The organism is Streptacidiphilus sp. PB12-B1b (genome assembly GCF_014084125.1).
In the GTDB taxonomy this organism is placed as follows: domain Bacteria; phylum Actinomycetota; class Actinomycetes; order Streptomycetales; family Streptomycetaceae; genus Streptacidiphilus.
The window spans coordinates 3,795,749-3,817,770 of record NZ_CP048405.1 but is presented as its reverse complement, the minus strand read 5'-3'; the positions used below and the strand labels follow the sequence as shown (position 1 = coordinate 3,817,770).

The 22,022-nt window shown below is 75.0% G+C and carries 18 protein-coding genes and 2 pseudogenes; 5 read left to right on the top strand and 15 right to left on the bottom strand.

From position 1 onward, the window contains the following. Window positions 1–100: 100 nt before the first annotated feature. Window positions 101–1,582, top strand: coding sequence for an NADP-dependent phosphogluconate dehydrogenase (gene gndA, locus GXW83_RS17005; RefSeq protein ID WP_182443905.1), 1,482 nt, complete (start codon window positions 101–103; stop codon window positions 1,580–1,582). Window positions 1,583–1,613: 31 nt separating this feature from the next. Here the strand turns inward: gndA and GXW83_RS17000 are convergent, their stop codons facing one another. Continuing rightward, window positions 1,614–2,876 (bottom strand): NAD(P)/FAD-dependent oxidoreductase, encoded by a 1,263-nt coding sequence (locus GXW83_RS17000; protein ID WP_182443904.1) that lies wholly within the window; start codon window positions 2,874–2,876, stop codon window positions 1,614–1,616. A 201-nt stretch (window positions 2,877–3,077) separates the two neighbouring features. Between GXW83_RS17000 and GXW83_RS16995 the strand changes: the two genes are divergently transcribed. Continuing rightward, a complete protein-coding gene (locus GXW83_RS16995) occupies window positions 3,078–4,388 on the top strand; it encodes a M23 family metallopeptidase (protein ID WP_225447046.1) in 1,311 nt (436 codons plus the stop codon). 52 nt (window positions 4,389–4,440) lie between these two features. Next, window positions 4,441–5,193 (top strand): glycerophosphodiester phosphodiesterase family protein, encoded by a 753-nt coding sequence (locus GXW83_RS16990; protein WP_182443903.1) that lies wholly within the window; start codon window positions 4,441–4,443, stop codon window positions 5,191–5,193. 45 nt (window positions 5,194–5,238) lie between these two features. Here GXW83_RS16990 and GXW83_RS16985 read toward each other — a convergent pair whose 3' ends face one another. Continuing rightward, window positions 5,239–6,099 (bottom strand): SDR family NAD(P)-dependent oxidoreductase, encoded by an 861-nt coding sequence (locus tag GXW83_RS16985; protein ID WP_182443902.1) that lies wholly within the window; start codon window positions 6,097–6,099, stop codon window positions 5,239–5,241. 138 nt (window positions 6,100–6,237) lie between these two features. Between GXW83_RS16985 and GXW83_RS16980 the strand changes: the two genes are divergently transcribed. Next, window positions 6,238–7,299 (top strand): MerR family transcriptional regulator, encoded by a 1,062-nt coding sequence (locus GXW83_RS16980; protein ID WP_182443901.1) that lies wholly within the window; start codon window positions 6,238–6,240, stop codon window positions 7,297–7,299. 133 nt (window positions 7,300–7,432) lie between these two features. Beyond that, window positions 7,433–7,996, top strand: a complete 564-nt coding sequence (locus GXW83_RS16975) for a DUF4383 domain-containing protein (protein ID WP_182443900.1) — start codon at window positions 7,433–7,435, stop codon at window positions 7,994–7,996. 86 nt (window positions 7,997–8,082) lie between these two features. Here GXW83_RS16975 and GXW83_RS16970 read toward each other — a convergent pair whose 3' ends face one another. The 13 genes and pseudogenes from GXW83_RS16970 to GXW83_RS16910 all read right to left on the bottom strand — a co-directional run bounded on the left by GXW83_RS16970 (window position 8,083) and on the right by GXW83_RS16910 (window position 21,929). Then, entirely contained in the window at window positions 8,083–10,056 is a 1,974-nt protein-coding gene (locus GXW83_RS16970) for an acyltransferase family protein (protein WP_182443899.1), read from the bottom strand. Window positions 10,057–10,177: 121 nt separating this feature from the next. Further along, entirely contained in the window at window positions 10,178–10,492 is a 315-nt protein-coding gene (locus tag GXW83_RS16965; RefSeq protein WP_182443898.1) for a zf-HC2 domain-containing protein, read from the bottom strand. A gap of 144 nt (window positions 10,493–10,636) precedes the next feature. Then, window positions 10,637–10,966, bottom strand: coding sequence for an STAS domain-containing protein (locus tag GXW83_RS16960; RefSeq protein ID WP_182443897.1), 330 nt, complete (start codon window positions 10,964–10,966; stop codon window positions 10,637–10,639). Window positions 10,967–11,123: 157 nt separating this feature from the next. Next, window positions 11,124–12,008, bottom strand: coding sequence for an NAD(P)-dependent oxidoreductase (locus tag GXW83_RS16955; RefSeq protein ID WP_255431302.1), 885 nt, complete (start codon window positions 12,006–12,008; stop codon window positions 11,124–11,126). 51 nt (window positions 12,009–12,059) lie between these two features. Next, complete coding sequence (locus GXW83_RS16950; protein ID WP_182443896.1) at window positions 12,060–12,284, bottom strand: hypothetical protein; 225 nt, start codon at window positions 12,282–12,284, stop codon at window positions 12,060–12,062. Between the two features lie 150 nt (window positions 12,285–12,434). Next, window positions 12,435–13,277, bottom strand: coding sequence for a PaaX family transcriptional regulator C-terminal domain-containing protein (locus GXW83_RS16945; protein WP_182443895.1), 843 nt, complete (start codon window positions 13,275–13,277; stop codon window positions 12,435–12,437). 67 nt (window positions 13,278–13,344) lie between these two features. Beyond that, window positions 13,345–14,142: an Asp/Glu racemase gene (locus GXW83_RS16940; protein WP_304940958.1), complete on the bottom strand. Its 798-nt coding sequence runs from the start codon at window positions 14,140–14,142 to the stop codon at window positions 13,345–13,347. 32 nt (window positions 14,143–14,174) lie between these two features. Then, window positions 14,175–15,080 carry a fumarylacetoacetate hydrolase family protein gene (locus GXW83_RS16935; RefSeq protein WP_182443894.1) on the bottom strand — a complete coding sequence of 302 codons (906 nt, stop codon included), beginning with the start codon at window positions 15,078–15,080 and terminating at the stop codon, window positions 14,175–14,177. 44 nt (window positions 15,081–15,124) lie between these two features. Then, window positions 15,125–16,246, bottom strand: a complete 1,122-nt coding sequence (locus GXW83_RS16930) for a cupin domain-containing protein (RefSeq protein ID WP_182443893.1) — start codon at window positions 16,244–16,246, stop codon at window positions 15,125–15,127. Beyond that, window positions 16,243–17,256 (bottom strand): carbon-nitrogen hydrolase family protein, encoded by a 1,014-nt coding sequence (locus GXW83_RS16925; RefSeq protein ID WP_182443892.1) that lies wholly within the window; start codon window positions 17,254–17,256, stop codon window positions 16,243–16,245. Before GXW83_RS16925 ends, GXW83_RS16930 begins: the two co-directional genes overlap by 4 nt. A 76-nt stretch (window positions 17,257–17,332) precedes the next feature. Then, on the bottom strand, window positions 17,333–19,726 hold the full coding sequence (locus GXW83_RS16920) for an FAD-dependent monooxygenase (protein WP_182443891.1): 2,394 nt from the start codon (window positions 19,724–19,726) through the stop codon (window positions 17,333–17,335). Window positions 19,727–19,784: 58 nt separating this feature from the next. Next, window positions 19,785–20,123, bottom strand: a pseudogene (locus GXW83_RS16915) (acyl-CoA thioesterase); the annotation flags it as partial. A gap of 184 nt (window positions 20,124–20,307) precedes the next feature. After that, window positions 20,308–21,929 (bottom strand): annotated as a pseudogene (locus GXW83_RS16910) (AMP-binding protein). Window positions 21,930–22,022: the final 93 nt, after the last annotated feature.

Genomic DNA, 22,022 nt, shown 5'->3' with positions numbered 1-22,022 from the left:
CTGGGGGCCGCCGCGTCCCGACGTGCCGCCTGCCCGCCGCGCTGCGAAGCTCCAAGGAGCGGCCCGTCGAGGCGAACCCGTGCGAGAGGACGTGGTGCAGATGCCCCCCACCCAGCAGTCCGGCAGCCGGCCGTCCGGCCAGGGAACGGCGCAGATCGGGGTGACCGGTCTGGCGGTGATGGGCCGGAACCTGGCCCGGAACTTCGCCCGCAACGGCTACACCGTCGCCGTGCACAACCGGACCGCCGCCAGGACCCGCGACCTGGTCGAGGAGTTCGGCCACGAGGGGTCGTTCGTCCCGGCCGAGAGCGCGGAGGAGTTCGTCGCCGCGCTGGAGCGGCCCCGGCGGCTGCTGGTGATGGTCAAGGCGGGCGATCCGACGGACGCGGTGATCGCCGAGTTCGCGCCGCTGCTGGAGGACGGCGACATCATCATCGACGGCGGCAACGCCCACTTCGCCGACACCCGCCGCCGCGAGCGGGAGCTGCGCGAGCGCGGCATCCACTTCGTCGGCACCGGCGTCTCCGGCGGCGAGGAGGGCGCGCTGCTGGGGCCGAGCATCATGCCCGGCGGCTCGGAGGAGTCCTACCGGGCGCTGGGGCCGATGCTGGAGGCCGTCGCCGCCAAGGCGCCGGACGGCGCGGCCTGCGTCGCGCACATGGGCCCGGACGGCGCCGGGCACTTCGTGAAGATGGTGCACAACGGCATCGAGTACGCCGACATGCAGCTGATCGCCGAGGCGTACGACCTGCTGCGGCACGCCCTCGGGCTGCCGCCGGAGCAGATCGCCGGGGTCTTCCGGGGCTGGAACCAGGGGCGGCTGGACTCGTACCTGATCGAGATCACCGCGCAGATCCTGGACCACAAGGACGCGGCCACCGGCAAGCCGTTCGTGGACGTGGTGCTGGACCAGGCGGAGCAGAAGGGCACCGGGCGCTGGACCGTGCAGACCGCGCTGGACCTGGGGGTGCCGGTCAGCGGCATCGCCGAGGCGGTCTTCGCCCGCTCGCTGTCCGGCCACGCGGACCTGCGGCAGGCCGCGCGTGGCCTGCCCGGCCCGACCCCGACCATGCTGGACAGCGCGGCCTACGACCGCTTCGCCGACGACGTCGAGCAGGCGCTGTACGCGTCCAAGATCGTCGCCTATGCCCAGGGGTTCCACCAGATCGCCGCCGGCAGCCAGGAGTACGGCTGGGACGTCGACCGGGCCGAGGTCGCCGCCATCTGGCGGGCCGGGTGCATCATCCGGGCCGCGTTCCTGGACCGCATCCGCTCCGCCTTCCGGTCCCGCCCGGAGCTGCCGACGCTGCTGGTGGACGAGGACTTCGCGGCGGCCCTGAAGGAGGCCCAGAGTGCCTGGCGCAGGGTCGTCTCCACCGCCGCCGAGCTGGGCATCCCCACGCCCGGCTTCGGCGCCGCGCTGACCTACTACGACAGTCTGCGGGCCGAGCGGCTCCCGGCGGCGCTCACCCAGGGCCAGCGCGACTACTTCGGCGCGCACACCTACCGCCGCGCCGACCGGCCGGGCGTGTTCCACACCCGCTGGGCCGAGGACGCCCGGCCGGAGGAGCAGACCGGCTGACGGTGCAGACCGGCTGACCGGCTGAACGGCGCTATGCGGACGGCCGCCGGGGCGCCGCCAGGTCGGCCAGGACCTCGCGGGCGGCCCGGGTGCCGGAGGCCAGCGCGCCCTGGACCGATCCGGTGGCCCGGTGGTCGCCGCAGACGTAGCGGCCGCCGCCGAGGCGGGTGCGGCGGATCAGCGGATGCGGCGCGGGCATGGCCGGCAGCGCGTCCTCGACCACATACGTGCGCAGGTGCTGCCAGCCGTCGGTGTCGGTGCGGTACAGCTCGGCCAGGCGCGCCCGGACCTCCAGCTCGCGGCCCGGGGCGTCCCGGCCCAGCCGTGAACTGGAGACCAGCGCCCGGCCGTCGGAGCCGTACGCCGGGGCGACCTCGGTCGGCACGCAGGTGTGCAGCAGCGGCCCGGCGCCGTCCACCAGCAGCGTGGGCTCGCGCAGCGGCGAGGCCGGGGCCGCGTGGTAGTAGGTGGTGACCACCCGCCCGGCCGGGATCTCCAGGCCGGGCAGCAGCGCCGCCGCGGTGGCCGCGCCGGTGGCGACGACCACGGCGTCGGCGCTCAGCGTGGAGCCGTCGCGCAGCCGGACGGTGGTGCCGTCCAGCTCGGCCGCCTCGGCCCGCAGCCGCAGCACCCCCGGCGGCAGGAAGGCGGCCAGCTGCTCGGGCACCGCGCGGATGCCGTCGGAGGGCAGGCACAGGCTGCCGCGCAGCATGCTGCGCCACACCAGGTGGAAGAAGCGCCCGGAGGTCTCCAGGCCGTCCTCCAGGAAGACCCCGGCCAGGAACGGCCGGAAGAAGCGCTCCACCAGCTCGTCCGACACCCCGGCCCGGGCCAGCGCGGTCCGGGTGGTCGGGTCGGCGCCCCGGCGCAGCAGCGCGGGAGGGGCCAGCAGGTCGCGCGCGCCGAGCGCGGCCAGGGCGGCGGTGTCGCGTACCGAGGCGAAGCGTCCGGGCAGCAGGTCGGCGACCCGGTACGGCGGCCGGGTGGGATCGCTCAGCCGCACCCGGGTGGGGCCGGTGTCCAGCAGCACGCCCGGGGTGAACCGGCGCAGCGCCAGGGCGGCCAGGTCGAGCCGGCGCTTCACCTGCGGGTAGGAGGTGTTGAACACCTGGAAGCCCCGGTCCAGCAGGAAGCCCTCGACCAGGTCGGTGCGCATCCGGCCGCCGACCGCGTCCGAGCCCTCCAGCAGCCGCACCGAGCGCCCGGCCCGCACCAGGTCGAGCGCGCAGGCGAGCCCGGCCAGACCGGCCCCCACCACCAGGACCTCGCTGCGGCTCTCCGTCGCCGACGCCATGGAACCACCTCTCCACCCCTCGGGGCTGCTCTGCGTGACCAGAACGCTACCGCCGACGGGCGGTCGTCGAGGCGGCGCCGGGCGGTGCGCGTTGCTGCGAATGCCGCAGTCGGCCTGCCGCCCGCCGGAGTGCGGCCGACGATGGAGCGACATGAGCTGACAGCTCATCAGATGCCGTCATCCCTCGAATGGACGCCCCACATGCTCGGATCGATGCCCTGCCGCCGGTCGGCGGGCACCCTGCCGCCGTCGCTGCCCCCGTCCCGCCGGTCCCGGCTGCGCCGCCTGGTCGCCGCCGCCCTCGGCGGCCTGCTGCTCCCCGCCCTCGGCGTGGCACCGTCCTCGGCCGCCGCCCCGGACCGGCTGCCGCCGACCACCGCCTTCACCCCGCTGACGGCCGCGCTGATCACCACCCCGGCGCCGTTCCGGGGGTCGGACGGCCTGACCCACCTCTCGTACGAGCTGCTGCTGACCAACGCCCTCTCCGCACGGGTGCGGCTGGACCAGGTCGACGTCGCCGACCCGCGCTCCGGCCGGGTGCTGTGGAGCCTGACCGGGCGTGCCCTGGTGGCGGCGTCCAACCCGGTGGGCATGCCCCGTCCGAGCGACGCCGACGGCGGCGACGCCTCGCCGCGGCAGCCCGACGCGGCGCCGGTCCTCGCCTCCTCGGCGACCTGGGTGGTCTGGCTGGATCTGGTGCTGAAGCCGGGCACGCCGCTGCCGCAGGCGCTGGTGCACCGGCTGCGGACGGCCGTCCTGGCGCCGGACGGCGGCGCGACGCCGGTGCGGGAGAGCGTGGGCCGCACCGCCGTCGTCCAGCACCCGCCGGTGGCGCTGGCCCCGCCGGTCCAGCCGGGCACCTGGTACGCCAGCGAGAGCTGCTGCGGCAACACCCACCACCGCCGGGGCCTGGCCCCGATCAACGGGGCGCTGTACGTGCCGCAGCGCTTCGCCGTCGACTGGTTCCGGCTGGGCAGCCGCAACCAGGCCTGGCAGGGCGACCCGCGCAAGCTGACCAGCTACCTCGGCTTCCGGCAGCCGGTGCTGGCGGCCGCCGCCGGCCGGGTGGTGGACGTCCAGGACGGGCTGCGCGACAACACCCCGCCGGTGCCGCCCGCCATCCCGCCGATCCAGGACACCGTGGGCAACCACATCACCCTGGAGGTCGCCCCCGGCGTCTACCTGCTGTACGCGCACCTGGAGGCGGGCAGCCTGGAGGTCCGCCGGGGCGACCGGGTGACGCCGGGCCGGATGCTGGCGCGGATCGGCAACAGCGGCAACTCCACCACCCCGCACCTGCATTTCCAGGTGATGACCACCCGGGAGTTCTTCCCGACCGACAGCCCGCCGTACGTGTTCCGCGCCTTCACCCTGCTGGGCCAGGTCGGGCCGCGGATCTGGGACGACAACCTCGGGCTGCAGCCCACCGGGGTGCTGCCGGTGGTCCCGGCCGCGCCGCCGACCCGGCACGCCCTGGAGCTGCCGCTGGACCGCAACGTCATCGCCTTCTGAGGTCCGCTCGTTAGACTGGCCGGGATTCGGAGGACACCGACGGGGAGCGGAATTGAGTTTCTTCACGCTGGGCCATCGCGGCGTCATGGGCGTCGAGCCGGAGAACACCCTTCGCTCCTTCGTCCGGGCCGAGCAGGAGGGGCTCGACGGCATCGAGCTGGACCTGCACCTCAGCAAGGACGGGGCGCTGGTGGTGATGCACGACGCCACGGTGGACCGCACCACCGACGGCACCGGCGCCATCAGCGACCTCACCCTGGACGAGCTGCGCACCCTGGACGCCGGGCGCGGCGAACGGGTGCCGGTGTTCGAGGAGGTGCTGGCGGCGGTCTCGGCGGAGCTGCCGATCCAGGCCGAGATCAAGGACGCCCGGGCCGCCCGGGTGCTGGCCGGGGTGCTGAGCGAGCGCAAGCTGCTCGACCAGGTGTCGGTGCTGTCCTTCCACGACGACGCGCTGCGGGAGATCCACGCGCTGCTGCCGGAGGCCCGGACGGTGCTGGTGGCCGGCCGTACCGGGCGGGACCTGGTGGACCGGGCCCGCGCGGTCGGCTCCCGGCTGGTCAGCCTGGAGCTGGGCAAGCTCTGCCTGGACACGGTCGAGGACTGCCGGCGCGCGGACGTCGAGGTGATGGCGTGGACCGTCAACACCCCGCAGGAGCTGGCACTGGCCCAGGCGCTGGGGCTCAGCGGCGCGGTCACCGACCTGCCGGGCACCAAGCGGATGGTCGAGGCGTCGCAGGGCCCGGCGGACGAGGGCGAGCGGACCGGGGTGCTGAACCGGATCCGCCGCCACCGGACCTGGTAGCGGCCGGTCCGCCCGCCGACCGCGCGCCCGCCGCCCGCGCGCCGGTCAGCCCACCCAGGCGCTGGTCATGCCGAGGATCGCCGAGCCGTCCAGGTCGGCCAGCTTGGGCGCGACGAAGCTCCGCGCCGCGTCCGAGGTCTGCACCCGCAGCGCGGGCCGCTCGGCGGTCAGCGCGGCCAGCACCGCCCGCGCCGCGTCCGCCGAGGACTGGGCGTTGGCGAAGGCCCCCGCGGTGCGCGCCAGGTATGCCTTGAGCGCGGGCGCGTACGGGCCCTGCCGGTCGGCGAGGGCGGCCAGCGCCTCGGGGGCGCCCACGTTGGCGACGAACTCGCTGGCCACCGCCGCCGGCTCGACGATGGTGACGCCCACGCCGACGGTGGCCGCCAGCGGCGCCAGCGACTCCAGGTAGCCCTCGACCGCGAACTTGGCCGCGCAGTACGCCTCGTTGAAGGGCTGCCCGACCACGCCGCCGACGCTGGTCACGGCCAGCACCCGGCCCCGGGAGGCGCGCAGGTGCGGCAGGGCGGCGCGGGTGACGTTCAGCACGCCGAAGAAGTTGACCTCCATCACCTGGCGTGCGGCCTCGACGCCGTCGATCTCCAGCGTGCCCAGGTGCCCGGCCCCGGCGTTGTTGACCACGGCGTCCAGCGAGCCGTGATCGCGGACGGCCTCGGCCACGCAGCGTTCGGCGGAGGCCGCGTCGGTCACGTCCAGCTGCCGGATCTCGATCCGCCCGTCCACCCCGGCGGCCTGTGCCGCCTCGCGCAGCCGCCCGGCCCTGGCCGGGTCGCGCAGGGTGGCCAGCACCCGCCAGCCGTCGGCAGCGGCGGCCAGGGCCGTCTCCAGCCCGATGCCGCTGGAGGTGCCGGTGATCAGGACGGTCTTGTCGGACGCCGGGTCGGACATCAGGGGCTCGCCTTCCGCAGGGGGTGGTCTGCGGTCCATCATGCCCAGCCGGTGCCGCTCCCGCGAGCAGCCGCCCGGCGCGCGCACTTGCACCGGGGGCCCGCCGCGTGCGGTGATGGAGGCGTGGAAAGCGAGGCCATGGCCATGCGTCACAACGACCCGGCCGGTCCGGCCGACGCGGACGCGGTGCTGACCACCGGCGCCGTCGCCCGCCGCCTGGGCGTGGCCCCGGCCACCGTGCGCAGCTGGGAGCGGCGCTACGGGCTGGCGCTGACCGGCGCCGAGCGCGCCCCCGGCAGTCACCGCCGCTACCGCCCGCAGGACCTGGCCCGGCTGGAGCACATGTGCCGGCTGACCGCCCAGGGCATCCCCCCGGCCGAGGCCGCCCGGCTGGCCGCGCGCGACACCGCCGCGCCGCCGAACTCCCCCGCACCGGGCTCCCCCGTCCCGGACTTCCCCGCGCCCGGCGCGGTCGGCCCGGCCGCTGCGGAGCCGGCCCGGGCCGGTGGCGGCAACACCCTGGCGCTGGGGCGCGCCGGGGCCGCCTGCCAGGGGCTGGCCCGGGCCACCGTGCGGATGGACCGCGAGGCCATGGAGGCCATCCTGGACGAGAGCCTGGCGGCGTCCGGGGTGGTGCAGACCTGGGACGCGCTCGCGGCCCCGGTGCTGCGCGCGGTGGGACGCAAGTGGGCCGGCTCCAACGGCCGCTATGTCGAGGTCGAGCACCTGCTCTCCTGCACCATCAGCCACTGCCTGCACCGCTTCCTGCCGTCGGCCGCCGCCCGCACCCCGGCGGCCGGAGGCCCGGCCCACGCGGTGGCGCTGCTGGCCGGGACCTCGGCCGAGCTGCACACCCTGCCGCTGGAGGCCCTGGACACCGCCCTGGCCTGCGAGGGGCTGCGGACCAGGATGCTCGGGGCGGCGGTGCCCACCGAGGCCCTGGTCTCGGCCTGCGGCCGGACCGGGGCCGCCGCCGTGGTGCTGTGGAGCCAGAGCCGGGGCACCGCCGACACCGGGGCCCTGCGCGCCCTGGCCGCCACCGGCTGGGGCCCCAGCGGGGCGCGCTCCGGCGCGGCGGTGGCGGCGGCCGGGCCCGGCTGGCAGGGCGTGGCGCTGCCCGCCCGGGTGGAGCGGCTGACCAGCCTGGAGGAGGCGGTCCGCCGCCTCGGCCGGGTGCTGCGGGCCGCCGACGGCCGGTGACGGCACCCCCGGCCGGGCGGGTCCGGCGGGGAAAACGGTGCACGAACGCCGCAACTTGCGGGGCCCGTGCTCCGGACGTCCGCTGGGAGGGTGGCGAGCCGACCGGACCGCCACCGCACTTCGGAGGTCAACCATGGATCTGCGCAACGACCTGCCTGTGGACCACAGGCTCGCCACGGTCTACCGCTACGGCGCGGGGCTGAGCGGCCTGGCCCTGCTGTGCTTCGGAGCCCTGGGCTTCGCCCAGCAGCTCAGCTTCTTCGGCACCAACGGCACCCGCATCGCCGGACTGTCCAGCAACGGGGCGCTCAGCCTGATCTCGGTGGTGTTCGGGCTGGTGCTGATCGTCGGCGCGGTCATCGGCGGCAACATCGCCTCGGCCATCAACATGGCGGTGGGCACGCTGTTCATCCTCAGCGGCTTCGTCAACCTCGGGCTGCTGGAGCGCTCGGCCAATGTGCTGGGCTTCCGGATGCCCAATGTCCTGTTCAGCTTCCTGATGGGGCTGATCATCCTGACCTTCGGCATGTACGGACGCGTCAGCGGCGGCCTGCCCGCGGACAACCCGTACTGGCGCCGCCGCCACCCCGAGGCGGCGCGCCGACTGGCCGAGCTGGGCGCGTCCCGCCCGCGCCCGACGACCGCCGCCTTCGCCGTCACGTCCCGGCCGGGGACCAGCCCCCGGAACCCGTCCTGAGCCGGGCCTGACCTGAGCCGGGCCTGACCTGAGGCGGGCCTGCCTGACCTGAGCCGGGCCGGGCCCCGCGCCGGGCGGACGACCGCTCAGCGCGGGGCCGCGCCCGGCCGCTGCCGGTCCAGGGCGGCGACCAGGGTGTCGGCGTACAGCGGGCCGCCCTCGGGCCGGGGATGGATGTGGTCGGCGTACAGCAGCCGCGGGTGGGCGGCGGCAGCCGCGCTCCAGGGGACCAGGACCGTGCCCGGGTGCTGCCGGACGTACCCGGTCAGGGCGGTGTTGACCTCGTCCTCCCAGACCCGGGGGGCGTGCACGTCCACCAGCGCCAGGGTGCGCTGCGGGCCCGCCAGCTCGGCGAGGCGGCGCAGCGTGGCCGGGTCCACGTCGCCGTTGGTGCCCAGGCCCACCACCACGGTGGAGCGCAGCCGTCCCTCGGCCAGGAGCTGCTCCAGCACCGCCGGCGCCTCGCTCATCTGGCGGCCGACCAGGGCGTGGATGTCGATGCCGGGCAGCGCCTGCTCCAGCGCGGGGGCCGCGGCCAGCATCACCGAGTCGCCGACGGCGGTGACGGACGAGCCCTGGACCGGCTCCTGGGCCTCCTGCCGGGCGTCGGGGGCGCCCGTGGCCCCCGGGCGCGCCCCGGCGGCGGGTGCGGCAGCGGGGGCGGCGGCGGTGACCGCGGCCTCGGTGGCCGCACGGCGCCCGGCCTGCAACTGGGCCTGGAGCGCGGTCGTCTGCGGGGCCGCCACCAGCGCGTGCACGGCCAGGATCGGGATCAGCGCGGACGCGGTGGCGGCCACGTGCAGGCTGCGCGGGAACCGGCGGCACTGCCGCCGCCAGCCGGCCCGGGACCGGGCCAGGGCGACCCGCCAGCCCCAGCGGGTGACCGGCTGCTGCAACAGCCGGAAGCTCCCCGCCGCCAGCGCCACCGGCAGGGCGAACTCCAGCACGTCGACGGCGGGGCCGGTGCCCAGGCCGGTGTAGCCGAGCGCCGCGATCAGCGGCCAGTGCCACAGGTAGATGCCGTACGAGCGGCGGCCGGTCCAGACCAGGGCCCGGACGGCGAGCAGCCAGCGCAGCGGCCCGGCCGCCACCGAGGCCGGGCACAGCGCTGCGGCGGCGAGCGCGGCGGCGGCGATCCCGCCCCGGTAGGCGGTGGACCCGGCGCCGTCCAACTGGACGGCCAGCAGCCCGAGGACGACCAGAGCGGCGAGGCCGGCGGCGCCCAGGGCCGTCCGTGCCCGGCGTCCCAGCGCGCGGACGCGCTCCGGCGGCAGCAGCAGCCCTGCGGCGGAGCCGAGCAGCAGCGGCCCGGCGTGGGTGTCGCTGCCGAAGTACAGCCGGGTGGTGTCCGCCCCGGCCAGTGATCCGGCGGCCATGGCGGTGAAGGAGGCGACGGCCAGTGCGGCGGCGACGGCGGCGGCCCGGCGGCGGTTCAACAGCGACAGGGCGGCCAGCACCGGCGGCCACAGCAGGTAGAACTGCTCCTCGATGCCCAGCGACCACAGGTGCTGGAGCAGCGGCAGCGGGCCGAACTGGGCGAAGTAGCCGGTCTGCTGCCGGATCTGCCACCAGTTGGAGTAGAAGCCCAGGGCGGCCAGCTCGCTGCCGCGCAGCCCGGCGGCGGCGTCCCGGCCGAGCGCGGCGGTGGCGGCGGCGGTGACCAGCAGCACCAGCAGCAGTTCCGGCAGCAGTCGGCGGGCCCGGCGGCCCCAGAACCGCCGCAGCCGGATCCGGCCGTGCCCGGCCCGTTCGGCGGTGAGCAGCGAGGTGATCAGGTAGCCGCTGAGGACGAAGAAGACGTCCACGCCGAGGAAGCCGCCGGACAGCCATCCGGCGTGGACGTGGAACACCAGGACGGCCGCCACCGCCAGCGCCCGGACGCCGTCCAGCCCCGGCTCCCGCCCGGTCCCGGCGGCGCGGACGCGCGGCGCCGGGCCGGTCGCCGGGTCGGTCTGCGGGTCGGTCTGCGGGTCGGTCGCCCGGGCGGCGAGGTGCGCCGGGGCGGGGGTGGCGGCCGGTCGGGCCGGAAGGGCGTACAGGCCCGCCTGATCGGCTGTCACATGCGTCTCCCGAACCGAACTCGCCCACCGGTACGACGGCTGCCGCTGTGTCAGCAGCCCAGGGAGAAACGGTTCCCCAGGGAGCCGCCCGGACAACGCCGCACTTCCGGCGCCGGAACGGTCAGCCCAGGTCACAGCCTCGCGGCGGGTGCACGCGGGCCGCCAGGTTCACCCGTACGGAGGTACGCCGGCCCGGCCGGGGCGGGGCGGCTGGTCTAGCGGCGGCGCTGCTCCTGGGGGCGGTGGCGATCCGCGCCAGCACCTGCCGCCGCAGCTCCGGCGGGGCGGGGAGGGCCGCCGCGACCCCCAGCCGGGCGGCCGTCTCGGCGAACTCGCCGACCTCCTGGGCGCAGGCGCGGCAGGCGGCCAGGTGGCGGCGCAGCCGGGCCCGCTCCGCGCGGGTCAGCGCGTGCAGGGCGAAGGCGCCGGTGAGCATGTGCGGCCCGGTCGCGGCCGCCTGTCCGGTGACACGCCCATGCAGACGGACGACCAAGCGCCACAGCCCCACTGCTTCCTCCGAACTCCCGCGCGTACAGCTCCTGAAGTCCCTTCGGACCCGGCGCGGCCGTGGATTGGCCGGTCAGCGGCTGTGATCCTGCTCGGCCCCGGGGTGCAGCAGCGGTTGCAGCAGGCCGGTGGCGGTCAGCACCCGGCGCAGCCGCTGGCTCGGGTGGGTGAGCCGGAGCCGCACGCCGCAGCGGGCGGCGTGGCGCTGGGCGCGGATCAGCGCGCTGAGCCCGCTGGAGTCGCAGAAGGTGGTCATCGCGGCGTCCAGGACGATCCGGCGGACCTGCGGATCGCGGAGGATGTCGGCGATGACCGGGTCGAGCACCGTCTCGGCGTCCAGGTCGAGGTCCCCGGCCAGCAGCACCTCCACGGTGCTGGATCCGTCCAGAACGAGTACGGCCATGCTCCGGCTGTCGCCCATTGCTTCCCCCGGTGTCCCAACTGTGCGGGGCATCAAGGTAGTTGAAGATGGCACTACTCGCACACGGCTCTTTCATGATCTGGATGCGATCGTGTCCTGGTCGTTATCAGGCCACCGACCCCGGCCGGAAAAGCACTGTTCAGCCGGGCAGGCCCGCGCGCCGCCGGGCCGCCTCGGCCACGGCCGACCAGTCCCGGTCCGCGTCGCCGTGGGCCAGGGCGTCCAGGAAGGCGTCCCGCAGCACGCCGCCGAACGGCAGCGGGACGTTCCGCTCCGCGCCGGTGGTCAGGGCCAGGTTGACGTCCTTGAGGCCCAGGGCCAGCCGGAACCCGGCGGGCTCGTAGCGGCGCTCGGCCACCATCGCGCCGTAGCCGGAGTAGACCGGGCCGGGGAACAGCGTCGAGGCCATCACCTCGACCAGCTCCGCGGGGTCCGCGCCGGACGCCTCGGCCAGGGCGCACGCCTCGGCGAGCGACTCGATGGCGCAGGCGATCAGGTAGTTCCCGGCGATCTTGACCGTGTTGGCCCGGTGCGGCTCGTCCCCCAGCCGCCAGGTGCGCTGCCCCATGGCGTCGAACAGCGGCTGCACCCGGTCGATCAGCGCCGGCTCCCCCGCCGCCAGGATGTTCAGCTTTCCGGCCTCGGCGACCTCGCTGCGGCCCAGGACCGGCGCGGAGAGGTAGCCGACGCCGTGCCGGGCGTGCAGCTCCGCCGCGCGCCGGGCCAGGTCGAGCGAGACCGTGGCCATGTTGACGTGGACCGCGGCGGCAGCCCCGGCCAGCAGCTCCGGCCGCAGCAGCAGCGACTCCACCGTCGCGTCGTCGGCCAGCATGGACAGCACGACGTCGTTGCCGAAGACGGCGTCCAGGTCGGCGGCGGGCCGGGCGCCCTGCGCCTCCAGCGCCCGGACCGGCCCGGGCGAGCGGTTCCACACCTGCACGCTGTGCCCGGCCCGGAGCAGGGTGCCCGCCATCGCACTGCCCATGGCGCCGAGCCCGACGAATCCGACGTTCATCCCGGTCATACCCGGTCTCCCTCGGTGGGTTGCTGACGGTCCGGCCGGTCCGGCCGGGGGCTACCGGGAGGGTCTGCGGATCAGCCGGCGCAGCTCCGGCCAGGAGCCCTCGCGGGCGGCCCGGCGGCGGTCCCAGTCCGCCTGCCGACGGGCGCGGACCACGTCCGGCGGATCCACCGAGTGGCCGCAGCGCGAGCAGCAGTAGCCGCCCTGCGGGCCGTCCACCACCCGCTCCCCGCAGTTCTCGCACACGGAGATGATCTGGACGTCCTCGGCCCCGCTCACCGGTGACCGCCCGCGGTGCCGACGGTGCCGGGCTGCCGCTGCCGCGCGCCCGCTGGCCGGGCCGGTCCCTGGTGCATCTGCCCTCCGCAGCTCGGGCGCGTCATCTCTCCCCGCCGATCCTAGCCCCACCACGGCCGGTCGGCGCGGTGCTCAGCGCTCTGCCTGCGCGGCCGGGGCCAGGCCGGTGAGGTCGGCGACATGGCGCAGGCTGGGCTCGGCCAGCAGGTCGTGCAGGTCGCCGAAGACCCGCCGGGCCCAGGCGGCGTTCCAGTCGGGGGGCAGCAGTTCGGTGGGCAGCCCCGGGTCGAGGTAGGGCAGCCGGCGCCACTGGGTGAGCATTGGCACGTACGCGCGGAACGCCTGCACCGGTTCGGCGGCGGGCTGTCGGTGCAGCTTCTCGGCGACCGGCCCCCAGGCGTCGGTGAAGGCGGCGTACTGCGCCTCGATCGCCTGGAAGTCCCACCAGTCGCTGACCGCGCCGCGCGGGTCGGCGAAGGCGGCGTAGTGGGCGGTGAACAGGTGGACGTACTCGCTCAGCCCGACCCGCCGCAGCATCCGCTCGGTGTCCGGCAGCAGCCGGGCGGGGGCCAGCCAGACGCCGGGCGAGACGGTGCCGAAGCCCAGCCAGGTGAGCCGGGAGCGCAGTTGGTGCCGGTGGGCCCGCTCGGACTCGGGCACCGAGAAGACGGCGATGACCCAGCCGTCCTCGACCCGGGCCGGCTCCCGGTGCCCGAAGATCCTGCGGTCGCCCTCGTCGAAGACCGGGCCCATGCTCGGGCCGAGCAGGTAGCCGATGCCGGTGCGGCGCTCCTGGACCAGCGCCTCGCTCTTCTTCAGCCGGGAGATCGCCGAGCGCACGGCCGGGCCGTCGACGTCCAGTTCGGCCATCAGCGCGATCAGGTCGGCGATGGAGATCCAGCCGCCGAGGCGGCGGACGAACTCGCCGTAGATCGTGTTGATCAGGGCGCTGGGCCGGGCCGCGGTCTCCGACATGGTCGCCTTTCCTCCGAGTACCGCGATGATCATACCGAGCGGTCCGGCCCGCCCTTCGGGGCCCGGCTCAGCCCCGGGCGGCCGCCGACCCGGGCCCGGCCGGGCCCTCGGCGTAGGCGCCGGAGAGCAGGCGGCCCGCGCCCGGGGCGAAGGCCGGCAGCTCCAGGGCCCGAAGTATTTGGTGGACGGTGCACACCGCGGCGGACACCACCGGCTTGCCGAGCAGCTGTTCGGCCTCCTCGACGGCGGACAGCGAGGGCATCTGCACGCAGGCGGACAGGACGACGGCGTCCGCGTCGGCGTGGTCCAGGCCCTTGGCCAGACCGGGCAGTCGGCCCGGGTCGTGCGCGGCCACCTCCAGGTTGTCCGGGATCTCCAGGGCGCGGTAGTCGACCACCTCGATGCCCTCGTGGGTCAGGTAGTCGACGACGGTGCGGGTCAGCGGCCGCAGGTACGGGGCGATCAGCGCGATCCGCCGGGCGCCGAGCGTGCGCAGCCCCTCGACCAGGGCCCCGGCGCTGGTCACCACCGGGGCCGGGGCGCCGTTGTCCACGGTGCGGGTGTGCAGCCGCTGCTGGGCCTGCCGGTGGTAGCCCGGTCCGGCGCTCATGAGGGCCACCAGGCAGGCGTAGCCGAGGACGTCGACCCGGGCGTCGGAGAGCTCGACGGCGCAGCGGTCCGAGTCGGCGTCCATGGCCCTGAGCTGCTCGGGGGTGACCCGGGTCATCCGCATCCGGCTGGAGTGGAAGGTGAAGCGCTCCGGCGCGACCCTCTCGCGGGCGCGCAGGATGGCGGGGACCTCGGTTTCCATGGTGACGTTGGAACTCGGGACGATCTGTCCGATCCGGTAGGTGCGCGGGGGCATGGGACTCCTCGTCGGGGCGGCGGGGCGGGCGGTCAGCGGGCGTCGATCACCGGGTTGGCCAGCGTGCCGATGGCCTCGATGGTGGCCTCGACCAGGTCGCCGGGGAACAGGAACTGCGGCGGGACCATCCCGGCGCCCACCCCGGAGGGCGAGCCGGTGGCGATGACGTCGCCCGGCTCCAGGGTCATCCCGGAGGTGATGTCGGCGATCAGGCGCGGGATGCGGAAGAGCATGTGACGGGTGTTGGACTTTTGCTTGGTCTCGCCGTTGACCCGCAGCGAGAGGTCCAGCGCGTGCGGGTCGGGGATCTCGTCGGCGGTGACCAGGCAGGGGCCGAGCGGGGCGTAGGAGTCCTGGCCCTTGGAGAAGAACCACTGGCCGGAGCGGCGCTGGTCGCGGGCGCTGATGTCGTTGGTGACGGTGTAGCCGACGATGTGCCGCCAGGCGTCCTGCTCGTCGACCCGGAAGGCGGTGCGGCCGATGACCACCGCCAGTTCGCACTCCCAGTCCAGCTGGACGGTGAGGTCGGCGTTGTGCCGGACGGGCTGGCCGGGGCCGATCACGGCGGTGCCGGGCTTGGAGAACAGCACCGGGCGCTCGGGCAGGTCCTTGGCGGTGTCCAGGCTGCGGCTGGACTCCTCCACGTGCTCCACGTAGTTGAGGCCGACGCCGACGATCTTGCCGGGCCGCAGCGGGGCGCGCAGAACCACCTGCTCCAGCCGGTGCGCGGCGTGCGCCGGGCGGGCGGCCGGGTCGGCGGCCAGCAGCGAGCGTGCGGTGTCCAGGGCCGGGTCGCCGGCCCGGACCAGTCCGAGCAGGTCGCCGGGCAGGTCGGCGCCGGCGGCCTCGGCCAGCGCGGCGAGGTCGAGCACGCGGTCGCCGTCCAGGGCGCCGAGGCGGTCGGGGGTGCCGTCGACGGCGTAGGTGACCAGTCGCATGGGTGTCTCTCCTTGGGTCTGCTGCCGTGGATGGGGCCCGCCGGCTACTGCTGGTCCGTCAGGACCGGCTGGTGGCCGTCGTGGTCGGGGTAGGCCTCTTCGCGGTGGAAGGCCAGCGAGCGCATCACCGGGAAGTCGTTGAACGAGAACAGGCAGGCGTCCTCGCCCTGGTCCAGGTTGGCGTGCTCGTGCCAGGCCCAGGAGGGGACGCAGAAGATGTCCCCCTGCCGCCAGTCGAACCGCTGCCCGGCGATCACCGAGAAGCCCCGGCCCTTGGCGGCCGTGTAGACCACCGAGCCGGTGTGCCGGTGGGCGCGGGTGGCCTGGCCCGGGCGCAGCAGCTGCATGTGGGCGCCCATGGTGGGCATCACCGGGCCGCCGGTGACCGGGTTGGTGTACTCCATGATCACACCGTCGTAGGGCGATCCCGGGCCGGTCAGGGCCAGGTCGAGCAGGGCCTGGTAGGTGGGCTCCCAGGGGTAGCCGAGCAGCGGCGAGTAGGGCCTGGTCCACTTCTCCACGCCGTACGGCAGCAGGTTGCCGCTGTAGGCCAGCAGCGAGGAGTTCACCACCGTGCCGGGGGTCTGGTAGAGGTCCGGGTGCACTTCGTAGAAGCCCGCGTCCAGGGCGTTGACCAGGGGGATGTCCAGGCCGTCCTGCCAGACGACGGGGGCGTCGGCGGATTCGTTGCCGTGCTCGTGCCAGGTGCCGTTGGGGGTGATGGCGAAGTCGCGCGGGCCCACCTCGAGCTTCTGGCCGTCCACCACTGTCCAGGCGCCGACGCCCTCGTGCACGAAGCGCAGCGCGGCGGCCTGGTGCCGGTGGGCGGTCATGGCCTCGCCGGGGCCCATGATCTGCAGCCCGGTGTAGAGCAGCCCGACGGCGGCGCTGACGTCCCGGCGGCCGGGGTTGACCAGCATCACCACGCGCCGTCCGGCGTCGTCGGCCTTGACCAGCGGCAGCGCCTTGTGGACCAGCGGGCGCAGCTCGTCGTAGCGCCAGAGCACCGGCACGGACCTGGGCTGCGGGTACCAGGGCTCGATCTCGTTGGCGACGGTCCACAGCGCCCCGGCGTCCAGGGCGGCCAGTTCGCGGTAGTAGGCGGTGAGTTCCGGGGTGTCGCTGACGCGGGCGCGGCCCAGCGCGGTGTCGTCCTGCGCGGTCACGATTCCTCCTGGGTGGCGGTGGGCGCGGGGGCCGGGGCGGAGGCCGGCCGGGGGTCGGTGAACGTCAGCGGGCTGAGCGGGCGGTTGTCCACGTGCAGCCGGAAGACGTCGAAGCGGTTGTAGTGGCCGACGATGTCGTGCATCTGCTTGGGCTGGATGCACTTCCTCAGGTCGATCTCGGCGTAGACGATGCCGTCGTCGTCGATCAGCGGTTCGGTGACCGGGCGGCCGTCGGGGCCGAAGACGCCGGAGAGGGCGCTGCGCGGGCGGCCCAGCAGCTTGCGGACGTCCGGGTCGTCCCCGGCGATGGCGTCCACGATCTCCGGGGAGATGGTGGAGCAGGCGACGACGGAGAAGACCTTGCCCTCGAAGCTGTGGGCGGCGGTGCGGACGGCGATAGCGTCGGCCATGTCGTAGTCCTCGGGCGCCACCGGCAGCGCGATGTAGCTTGCGGCGTGCACCAGTTCGCCCTGTGCCAGCAGGGTGAACCGGGCCAGGGTGTTGGTGTTCTCGCCGCAGGCGAGGACGCCGAGCGGGCCGACGGGGGTGCGGTGCACGGTCAGCGAGCTGCCGTCGCCGCCGGTCCAGGTGAGCTTCTCGGCCCAGGTCGGCACCAGTTTGCGGTGCACGCCCAGCAGTTCGCCCTCGGCCCCGATGGTCAGCAGGGTGTTGTAGAGGACGCCGAGGCTGTTGGCGCCGCGCTCGTTGACCCCGATCACCAGGACCACACCGTGGCTGCGGGCGGCTGCGCGCAACGCGTCCACCTCGGGGCCGTCCAGGTCGACCGAGGCCAGGTAGAGGCGTTCGAACCAGGGCGAGCCCTGGACCGGGTTCATCGTCCAGTTCCAGTAGGGGTATCCGGGCAGGAAGACCTCGGGGAAGACGATCAGGGAGGCGCCTCTCCCGGCGGCCTCGCCGATCAGCGCGACGGCCTTGGCGGTGGTCGCGGCCGGGTCCAGGTAGACCGGGGACGCCTGGACGGCGGCGGCGGTGAAGCGGGGCAGGTGCATCGGTTCCTCCGGCGGCGGTCGGTCTGGGCTTCTGGTCGGGGCTTTCTCGTCCGGGCTTCTGGTCGGGGTTCTCCGGTCAGGGGCGCGCCGTCGGGCGGTGGGGCAGCCAGCGGCGGTGGACCGGCGCCTCGGCCCGGCGCAGCAGGTGCAGTCGGGGTGGGACGCGGTCGGCGCCGGGGCCGGGCGGTTTGCGGCTGCCGGGCTGCCAGGGCTGCGGCCAGCGGGCGCCGGGGCCGGTGTAGCCCTGGTCGGCGGCGGCGTGCAGGGTCCACAGCGGGTCGTACAGCTGGGCGCGGCCGACCGCGACCAGGTCGGCCCGCCCGGCCAGCAGGAGCGAGTTGACGTCGTCGTAGCCGGAGATGGCGCCGACGGCCAGGGTGGGCACGCCGGTGGCGTTGCGAATCAGGTCGGCGTAGGGGGTCTGGTAGCTGCGGCCGTACTGCGGCCGCTGGTGGGGCACCACCTCGCCGGTGGAGACGTCCACCGCGTCCGCGCCCGCGGCGGCCAGCGCGCGGACGATCTCGACCGCCTCGGCCCCGGTGGTGCCGCCGTCGGCCCAGTCGGTGGCGGAGATCCGCACCAGCAGCGGGCGCTCGGCCGGCCAGGCGTCGCGGACCGCCGCCAGCACCTCCAGCGGGAACCGCAGCCGGTGGGCCAGGGGGCCGCCGTAGCGGTCGGTGCGGTGGTTGGTCAGCGGCGAGAGGAAGCCGGAGACCAGGTGGCCGTGGCCGAACTGCAGCTCCAGTACCGCGAATCCGGCCCGGGCGGCGCGGGCGGCCGCGTCGGCGAAGTCGGTCGCGGCGGCGCGCAGGTCGGCGTGGGTGGCCTCGCGCGGGGCGGGTCCGGCCGCGTCCCAGGGCAGCGGGGAGGCGGCGACGGTGGGCCAGCCGTCCGCGCCGAGGGACCGGCCGATGCCGTCCGGGCCGGGGACGGCGGTGGAGGCGCGGCGTCCGGCGTGGGTGAGCTGGATGCCCAGGGGGGTGTCGGTGAGTGCGCGGACCGCGCCGGTGATCTCCCGCCAGGCGCTCTCCTGGGTGTCGGTGTAGAGGCCGGGGCAGTGGGCGGTGGCCCGGCCCTCGGCGCTGACGGCGGCCATACCGGCGATGACCAGGCCCGCGCCGCCGAGCGCCTGCGCGGTGAGCTGGGCGCGTTCGAAGGCTCCTGGTACGGCGTCGGCGTCGGCGGTGTAGGTCGCCAGCGGCGGCACCACCACCCGGTTGCGCAGCCGCAGGCCGCCCAGGGTCAGCGGCCGGAACATCGGCGGGACGCCGCCGGGTTCATGGTCACGCTGGTCGTCGCCGCAGTCGTCTCCGCTGTCGGCGAACCAGGCGTCGGCGGCGGCGACGAAGGCCGGATCGCGCTCCCGCAGGTTGCCGTAGGTGACCCGGCGGCTGCGGGTGAGCAGGTTGAAGGTGAACTGGTCGGGCTGCTGGCCGGTGTAGCGGGCGATGTTCTCGAACCACTCCAGGCTGGCCTGGGCGGCGCGCTGGGCGGACTCGACCACCGGCCTGCGTTCCGCCTCGTAGGCGGCGGCCGCCCGCTCCACGGTGGGGTGCTCGTGCAGGCTCGCGGCCAGGGCCAGGGCGTCCTCCATGGCGAGCTTGGTGCCCGAGCCGATGGAGAAGTGCGCGGTGTGGGCGGCGTCGCCGAGCAGCACCACATTGCCGTGGCGCCAGCAGGCGTTGCGCACGGTGGTGAAGCGGATCCACCGGGAGGCGTTGGGGATCAGCCGGTGGCCGTCGAGGTGGTCGGCCAGCAGCTGTTCGCACAGCCGGACGCTCTCCTGGTCGCTCTCGCCGCGGCCGAGTTCGCGTCCGGCGAGGGCGGCGAAGCCCGCGCGGTGCCAGGCGTCCTCCTCGATCTCCACGATGAAGGTGGAGCGCCGGTCGTCGAAGGGGTAGGCGTGCACTTGCAGGACGCCGAAGTCCCGCTCCTCGACGATGAAGGTGAAGGCTTCGAAGACGCGGTCGGTGGACAGCCACATGTACCGGCCGTGCCGCTCGTCCAGGTCGGGGCGGAAGGTGTCGGCGTAGGCGTCACGGGCGGCCGAGCGGACCCCGTCGGCGGCCACCACCAGGTCGTGTTCGGCCGAGAGTTGGCCGACCGGTGGGGCGGGGGTGCCGTAGCGGACGTCCACGCCCAGGCGGGCGCAGCGCTGCTGGAGGATCTGCCGCAGCCGGTTGCGGTCCAGCGCGGCGAAGCCGTGCCCGCCGGAGGTGCAGACCTTGCCGTCGTAGCAGACGTCGATGTCGCTCCAGCGGGCGAAGTCGGCCGACATGGCGGCGAAGACCTCGGGATCGGCCTGGGCGATGCCGTCCAGGGTCTCGTCGGAGAACACCACGCCGAATCCGAGGCTCTCGTCCCGGGCGTTGCGCTCCCATACGGTGATCTCCCACTGCGGCGAGAGCTGCTTGGCCAGGGCTGCGAAGTACAGCCCGCCCGGCCCTCCTCCGATGACTGCGATGCGCACGGCGTCCTCCAGGGGCCTCAAGGCAAAGTATCGCGTGGATTTTTCGGTCGTCAAGGATTCACGACACTGCGCCGTCCGCATAGGTCTCCGCGGGCTGCGGGCCGGCCTCGGCGAGCCGTGCGCGCATCTGCGCGGGCCAGGGCGTCGGGCCGGAGGCCGTGGCCGCCGAGTGGACGACCGACATCCGCCCGACGGCGGCGGTGCCCGCCGGGCCTGCCACCTCGAAGGCGTAGTGCAGCGAGGAGGTGCCGACCTTGTCGACCCGCAGCGTGATCCGGACGGGATCCCCGAACCAGAGCCGTTCGCGGTAGTCGGCCTCGAAGTGCACCCGGGGGATGCTGCCGAACAGCTCGGCCAGGCCGAGCCTGCGCAGCAGCACCGCCTCGGCGGCCTCGGCCCAGCGCAGGACGGCGGAGAAGTGGTAGTGGCCGGCCGCGTCCGTGTCCGACCACTCGACACGGCGTTCGACCAGCACGCTGGGGAGGGAGGCAGGCGACTGCGGGCTGTCCATGGGCGGGGCGCCTTTCGGTTCGGCGGCATCGGTTCGGCGGCTGCGCCGGTCGGGCGGCGGGGCGGTGTCGTCAGTCAACGGTCTCGGCCCGGCGGCGCAGTTCGGCGCGCTGGAGCTTGCCGCTGGAGTTGCGCGGCAGCGCGGCCACGAACTCGACCTCGCGCGGGTACTTGTAGGGGCGATGGCCTGCTTGACGAAGTCCTGGAGCGCCGTGGCGGTGGCCGCGTCCGCGGCGATCCCGGGCCGCAGCACCACGTACGCCTTGACGACCCTCCCGCGCCGCTCGTCCGGCGCGCCGACGACGCCGCAGTCCAGCACGTCGGGGTGGGCGAGCAGGGCCTGCTCGACCTCGGGCCCGGCGATGTTGTAGCCGGAGGAGACGATCATGTCGTCGCTGCGGGCCTGGTACCAGAAGTAGCCCTCGGCGTCCCGGATGTAGGTGTCGCCGGTGACGTTCCAGCCGTCACGGACGTAGCTGGTCTGCCGTTCGTCGGCCAGGTAGCGGCAGCCGGTGGGGCCCTTGACCGCGAGCAGCCCTGGGCGACCGTCCGGCACCGGCGTCCCGTCCGGGCCGAGCACGGCCGCCCGGTAGCCGGGGACCGGGCGGCCGGTGGCGCCCGGCCGGATGTCGTCGTCGGCGGCGGAGATGAAGACGTGCAGCATCTCGGTGGCGCCTATGCCGTCGATCAGGCGCAGCCCGGTGGCCCGGTGGAAGGACTCCCAGACGGCAGCGGGCAGGGCCTCCCCCGCGGAGACGCAGCGGCGCACCCCGGCCAGCCGGTCGGCCAGGCCGGACGCCATGATCGCCCGGTAGGCGGTGGGGGCGGTGAACAGCACGGTCACCGCGTGCGCCTCGACCGCCTCCGCCAGCTGCTCGGGCGTCACCTGCTCCAGCAGCAGCACGGCCGCGCCGGCGTGCAGCGGGAAGACCACCAGGCCGCCGAGGCCGAAGGTGAACGCCAGCGGCGGTGTGCCGGTGAACAGGTCGTCGGGGCGGGGCCGCAGGATGTGCCGGGAGAAGGTGTCGGCATTGGCCAGCACGTCGCGGTGGAAGTGCAGGGTCGCCTTGGGTCTGCCGGTGGTGCCGGAGGTGAAGGCGATCAGCGCCACGTCGTCGGCGGCCGTCTCGACGGCGGTGAAGCTGCCGTCCTTGGCCGCGCAGCGGGCCAGCAGGTCGTCCGGGCCGGGGCCGCCGACGGTGACGATGCGCAGGCCCGGCGCCCCGGCGGCGGCGAGGTCCTCCTGGTGGCGGTGGTCGCACAGCGCGACCACCGGTGAGCAGATCCCGTGCAGGGCGGCCAGCTCGGGCGCCCTCAGCAGCGGCATGGTGGTGACCGCGACCCCGCCGGCCTTCAGCAAGCCCAGCCAACAGGCCACCAGCCAGGGCGTGTTGGGGCTCCGCAGCAGCACCCGGTTGCCGGGCACCAGCCCCAGGTCCTCGGTGAGCACCTGGGCGACCTGGTTGGCGCGGTGCTGGAGCTGGCCGTAGCTCCACTCCCCGGCCCGGGTGACCAGGCACCGGCGGTCGGGGCCGAAGCGGTCGACGGCGTCGTCCAGCAGTGCCCTGGCGCAGTTCAGCCGGTCCGGATAGACCAGTTCGGGGAGGTCGAAGAGGAGTTCCGGCCACTGGTCGAACGGCGGCAGCAGCTCACGGCAGAACGTGTCGACATGCGCGGAGGGGGACAGCTCCATGGGCGGCACCTCGTTCAGGTCGGCAGGGAGTGAGCCAAGTATGTCGCTCGTCTGACGCCAGTCAATACCCCGCGATATTCTTCCGGTGCGGCC

Excerpts from the sequence above, each read along its gene's own strand:
- gndA (WP_182443905.1), top strand. The coding sequence starts at position 101 with ATGCCCCCCACCCAGCAGTCCGGCAGCCGGCCGTCCGGCCAGGGAACG.
- GXW83_RS17000 (WP_182443904.1), bottom strand. The coding sequence starts at position 2,876 with ATGGCGTCGGCGACGGAGAGCCGCAGCGAGGTCCTGGTGGTGGGGGCC.
- GXW83_RS16995 (WP_225447046.1), top strand. The coding sequence starts at position 3,078 with ATGCTCGGATCGATGCCCTGCCGCCGGTCGGCGGGCACCCTGCCGCCG.
- GXW83_RS16985 (WP_182443902.1), bottom strand. The coding sequence starts at position 6,099 with ATGTCCGACCCGGCGTCCGACAAGACCGTCCTGATCACCGGCACCTCC.
- GXW83_RS16980 (WP_182443901.1), top strand. The coding sequence starts at position 6,238 with ATGGCCATGCGTCACAACGACCCGGCCGGTCCGGCCGACGCGGACGCG.
- GXW83_RS16975 (WP_182443900.1), top strand. The coding sequence starts at position 7,433 with ATGGATCTGCGCAACGACCTGCCTGTGGACCACAGGCTCGCCACGGTC.
- GXW83_RS16965 (WP_182443898.1), bottom strand. The coding sequence starts at position 10,492 with ATGCTCACCGGCGCCTTCGCCCTGCACGCGCTGACCCGCGCGGAGCGG.
- GXW83_RS16960 (WP_182443897.1), bottom strand. The coding sequence starts at position 10,966 with ATGGCCGTACTCGTTCTGGACGGATCCAGCACCGTGGAGGTGCTGCTG.
- GXW83_RS16955 (WP_255431302.1), bottom strand. The coding sequence starts at position 12,008 with ATGACCGGGATGAACGTCGGATTCGTCGGGCTCGGCGCCATGGGCAGT.
- GXW83_RS16945 (WP_182443895.1), bottom strand. The coding sequence starts at position 13,277 with ATGTCGGAGACCGCGGCCCGGCCCAGCGCCCTGATCAACACGATCTAC.
- GXW83_RS16940 (WP_304940958.1), bottom strand. The coding sequence starts at position 14,142 with ATGCCCCCGCGCACCTACCGGATCGGACAGATCGTCCCGAGTTCCAAC.
- GXW83_RS16935 (WP_182443894.1), bottom strand. The coding sequence starts at position 15,080 with ATGCGACTGGTCACCTACGCCGTCGACGGCACCCCCGACCGCCTCGGC.
- GXW83_RS16925 (WP_182443892.1), bottom strand. The coding sequence starts at position 17,256 with ATGCACCTGCCCCGCTTCACCGCCGCCGCCGTCCAGGCGTCCCCGGTC.